Origin of the sequence: Nocardioides sp. (genome assembly GCF_047606145.1) — a bacterium.
Lineage (GTDB): Bacteria > Actinomycetota > Actinomycetes > Propionibacteriales > Nocardioidaceae > Nocardioides.
On the sequence record NZ_JASGET010000161.1, the window covers coordinates 1 to 4,478 of the forward strand.

The following is a 4,478-nucleotide window of genomic DNA, read 5'->3' on the forward strand; positions in this document are numbered from 1 at the left end:
AACCCGGCCACCGCGGGCGCCAGCCCCGGCCGCGAGCCGATGCCGGCCACCCCGTCCACGACCAGGCTCTGCCGGGGCAGCTGGGCGAGCGCCGTCGCGGCGTCCACCTCGCGCCCTCCAGCACCCCGCAGCGCCGCCCAGCCGGCCTCGTGGACCCGATCGGACGAGCGCCACGCGCTCACCCGGACGCCGCGGCCGGCCAGGATCGCGCCCGCGAGGAGCGCATCGGCGCCGTTGTTGCCCGATCCCACCACCAGCAGTACCCGGGCCCCGTAGGCGCCCGCCGGCACCGACCCCACGGGTGTCCGCGCAGCGAACCGCCCTGCGCGCAGCCGCCGCAGGATCGCCGAGGCCAGGCCCGCGGCTGCCCGCTGGATCAGGACGTCCGGGCCGACGTCGGCGATGGCGCGCGCCTCGGCGTCCCTGATCTGCGCGACGGTCCAGGCGTGCAGCATCGCGAGGCTCCTACGACTCGCAGACGACCACGGCGGCGGCGATCCCGGCGTCGTGGGTGATCGAGAGATGGATCGACGCGATCCCGCGCTCGGCGACGAGGGCGGCGACCGTGCCCGAGCAGGAGAAGTAGGGCTTTCCCTCCGCGTCCTTGCGCACCTCGACATCGGTCCAGACCAGGCCGGTGGGAGCGCCGAGCGCCTTCGCGAAGGCCTCCTTCGCCGCGAACCGACCGGCCATTCGCTGCATCGAGGTGTCGTGCTCGGCCGGGGTGAAGATCTTGTCGAGCAGGCCGGGCGTGCGCTGCGCCGCCTCGCTGAACCGGGAGACCTGGGTGACGTCGATGCCGAGCCCGAGGATCATCTCAGCTCACTCGACCGTGACGCTCTTGGCGAGGTTGCGGGGCTGGTCGACGTCATAGCCCTTCAGGGTGGCCAGCTCGCACGCGAACATCTGCAGGGGGACGGTCGCGACCAGCGGCTGCAGCAGCGTCGACACCCTCGGCAGCCGGAACAGGATGTCGGCGTACGGCTCGACCTCCGCGTCCCCCTCCTCCGCGAGCACCACGGTCAGCGCACCGCGCGCCCGCACCTCCTGGATGTTGGAGACCACCTTGTCGTGCAGCTGGTCGCGGCCCTGCGGCGGCACGACGATGAAGATCGGCACCCCGTCCTCGACGAGGGCGATCGGCCCGTGCTTCAGCTCTCCGGCGGGGAACCCCTCCGCGTGCAGGTAGGCGATCTCCTTGAGCTTCAACGCACCTTCCAGCGCCACCGGGTAGCCCACGTGACGGCCGAGGAACAGCACCGACTTCTTGCCGAGGAAGTCGGCGGCCAGCTGCTTGATCGGATCCAGCTCGTCGAGCACCTTCTGGATCAGCGGCGGCGTCGCGGCCAGCTCGCCCATCACCGCGTGGATCTCGTCGTCGTACATCGTGCCGCGCACCTGCGCCAGGTAGAGGCCGAGCAGGTAGCAGGCCGCCACCTGGGTGAGGAAACCCTTCGTGGACGCGACGCCGATCTCGGGGCCGGCGTGGGTGTAGATGACCGCGTCCGACTCCCGAGGGATGGTGGCGCCGTTGGTGTTGCAGATCGCGATGACCTTGGCGTGCTGCTCGCGGGCGTGCCGGATCGCCATCAGGGTGTCGGCGGTCTCCCCCGACTGGCTGAGTGTCACCACGAGCGTCGAGCCGGTGATGATCGGGTCCCGGTAGCGGAACTCGCTGGCGATCTCCACCTCGCAGGCGATCCGTGTCCAGTGCTCGATCGCGTACTTGGCGACCAGACCGGCGTAGTACGCCGTACCACAGGCGACGATGATGATCTTGTCGATCAGGCGAAGCTCGGCCTCCGGGATGTGCAGTTCGTCGAGCTTCAGCGACCCGTCCGGGTGGTACCGGCCGAGCAGCGTGTCGGCCACCGCGCCCGGCTGCTCGTAGATCTCCTTGCGCATGAACCAGTCGTAGCCGGCCTTCTCCGCCGCCGACAGGTCCCAGGTGACCTCGAAGGGATGGGTCTGCGCGAGGTTGCCGGCGAAGTCGGTCACCGTGATCGACGTCGGCGTGACGTCCACGACCTGGTCCTGGCCGAGCTCGATCGCGTGGCGGGTGAACTCGATGAAGGCGGCCACGTCGGAGGCGACGAAGTTCTCGCCCTGGCCCACCCCGACCACCAGCGGGGAGTTGCGCCGAGCGGCGACCAGCCGCTCGGGCTCCTGCGCGTCCACGGCGACCAGCGTGAAGGCGCCCTCCAGGCGCGCGCACACCGCGCGCATGGCGTCGGCCAGGTCCGTGCCCGCCGCCACCTCGCGGCCGAGCAGCTGCGCGGCCGTCTCGGTGTCGGTCTGGGAGGCGAAGACGACGTCGGAGGCCTGCAGTTCCGCGCGCAGCGTGGCGAAGTTCTCGATGATCCCGTTGTGGATCAGCGCCACCCGCCCGTTCGCCGACACGTGCGGGTGCGCGTTGGCGTCGGTCGGGCCCCCGTGGGTGGCCCAGCGGGTGTGGCCGATGCCCAGGCCGGCGTCGGGGAGCGGGTGGACGGCCAGCTCCGCGTCCAGGTTGGTGATCTTGCCCGCCTTCTTGCGGTACTCGATCCGTCCGTCCGCAACGATCGCGACGCCCGCGGAGTCGTAGCCGCGGTACTCCATCCGGCGAAGGCCCGCGATCACCACCTCCCGCGCGACCCGGGGACCGGTGTAACCGATAATTCCGCACATGTCGGTCACTGTACCGGCGGCTTCGCCCATACTTGGGCCCTGATCGAAGATGGCAACCAGGCACGAGTCGAGGTGGCGATGACCGCAGCAGCCGGCTTCTACGAGGAGGCCGACGCCCCCGAGGAGCACCCCTACGGGCCGTACGTGACGCTCGACCGCGACCACTGGGCCTCGCTGGCCGCGACCAGGGGCGACCGCCTCGACGCCGCGACCCTGGACCGGCTCCGCGGCCTCGGCGACCCCACCGACGCGGCCGAGGTGCGCGAGGTGTACCTCTCGCTGACCGACCTGCTCAGCCTGTACATCGATCGCACCGGCGACCTGTTCTCCGACAGCCACCGCTTCCTGGGGCTGGGCGGGCGCCCCACGCCGTTCGTGATCGGCGTCGCCGGTTCGGTCGCGGTCGGCAAGTCGACGGTGTCCCGCCTGCTCCGGGAGCTGCTGTCGCGGCTGCCGTCGCGCCCGCGGGTCGACCTGGTCACCACCGACGGCTTCCTCTACCCCAACGCGACGCTGGACCGGATGGGGATGCTCGACCGCAAGGGCTTCCCCGAGTCGTACGACCGGCACCGGCTCGTCCAGTTCGTGATGGACGTGAAGTCGGGCGCCCCGGAGGTGACCGCCCCGGTGTACTCGCACCTCGGCTACGACATCGTGCCGGGCGAGGCGATCACCGTCTCGCAGCCCGACATCCTGATCGTGGAGGGCCTGAACGTCCTCCAGCCCGCGCGGCGCAGGACCGACGGCACCACCGGGCTGGCGGTGAGCGACTTCTTCGACTTCTCCGTGTATGTCGACGCCGCGCACTCCGACATCCGACACTGGTACGTCAACCGGTTCCTGGACCTGCGCCAGACCGCCTTCCAGGACCCGCAGTCGTACTTCGTCCGCTACGGGCGGATGTCGGAGGAGGCGGCCGTCGCAGAGGCCATCGACATCTGGAACCGGATCAACGGCCCCAACCTCGAGCTGAACATCCGCCCGACCCGGGGCAGGGCCACCGCGATCCTGCGGAAGGGCGCCGACCACCAGGTCAGCTGGGTGCGGATCAGGAAGGTGTGATGATCGAGCGACTCGACGCCGCCGACGCCGATGCGGCCGTCGCGCTGTGGGCGCAGGCGGGACTGACCCGTCCGTGGAACGACGCGGCCGCCGACTTCACCCGTGCCGTCGCGGGCCCTGCGTCCGCCGTGCTCGGGATCAGGGACGGCGGGCTCCTGGCCGGCACCGCGATGGTCGGGCACGACGGCCACCGCGGCTGGGTCTACTACCTCGCCGTGGCCGATCCGGCCCGCGGCCGGGGTCTGGGCAGACAGCTGATGGCGGCCGCGGAGGCATGGCTCGTCGAGCGCGGGATCCCCAAGCTCCAGTTCATGGTGCGCACGGACAACGCCGTCGTCCTCGACTTCTACGACCACCTCGGGTACGCCAGGCAGGACGTGCTGGTCCTCGGCCGTCGCCTGGACGAATGACGGGCCCCGGTGGCCGGGGTCGCCGCGGGCCGGGTGGGGCGGCTCAGCCGCCCTGGTCGCCGAGGAATTCCGCCACCGACCCGACGTGGCGCGCGGTGCGGAACCCGGAGGTGGTGGCCCGGTAGACCGCACCGATCTTGCCGTAGCTGTTGTCGAGCACCACGTGCGGGATGCCCATCAGGCCGGCGAGGACGTGCGCGTGCAGGCGGTCGGTGACCACCAGCCGCGCGCCGGCGAACAGGGTCGTCGCGCCGCCGACGCAGACCGCCGTCCCGGCGGCGAAGCCCGCACCCACCAGGCCGGCGGCGGCAGGCCCGGCGGCCAGTGCGGGCAGCCTGC

General features: G+C 71.5%; 6 protein-coding genes. 2 read left to right on the plus strand and 4 right to left on the minus strand.

Features of this window, described 5'->3' with window-relative positions:
• The 3 genes from QM638_RS21955 to glmS form a co-directional block, all read right to left on the minus strand.
• On the minus strand, positions 1-455 hold a 455-nt coding region (locus tag QM638_RS21955; protein ID WP_415145620.1), incomplete at its 3' end, for an NAD(P)H-hydrate epimerase.
• A gap of 10 nt (positions 456-465) precedes the next feature.
• Complete coding sequence (locus tag QM638_RS21960) at positions 466-816, minus strand: holo-ACP synthase (protein ID WP_415145622.1); 351 nt, start codon at positions 814-816, stop codon at positions 466-468.
• A gap of 6 nt (positions 817-822) precedes the next feature.
• A complete protein-coding gene (gene glmS, locus QM638_RS21965) occupies positions 823-2,667 on the minus strand; it encodes a glutamine--fructose-6-phosphate transaminase (isomerizing) (protein ID WP_415145624.1) in 1,845 nt (614 codons plus the stop codon).
• 78 nt (positions 2,668-2,745) lie between these two features.
• Between glmS and coaA the strand changes: the two genes are divergently transcribed.
• Both coaA and QM638_RS21975 read left to right on the plus strand, forming a co-directional pair.
• Entirely contained in the window at positions 2,746-3,729 is a 984-nt protein-coding gene (gene coaA / locus QM638_RS21970; RefSeq protein WP_415145626.1) for a type I pantothenate kinase, read from the plus strand.
• Positions 3,729-4,139, plus strand: a complete 411-nt coding sequence (locus tag QM638_RS21975) for a GNAT family acetyltransferase (RefSeq protein WP_415145628.1) — start codon at positions 3,729-3,731, stop codon at positions 4,137-4,139. Before coaA ends, QM638_RS21975 begins: the two co-directional genes overlap by 1 nt.
• A gap of 43 nt (positions 4,140-4,182) precedes the next feature.
• Here QM638_RS21975 and QM638_RS21980 read toward each other — a convergent pair.
• On the minus strand, positions 4,183-4,478 hold a 296-nt coding region (locus QM638_RS21980; RefSeq protein WP_415145630.1), incomplete at its 5' end, for a polysaccharide pyruvyl transferase family protein.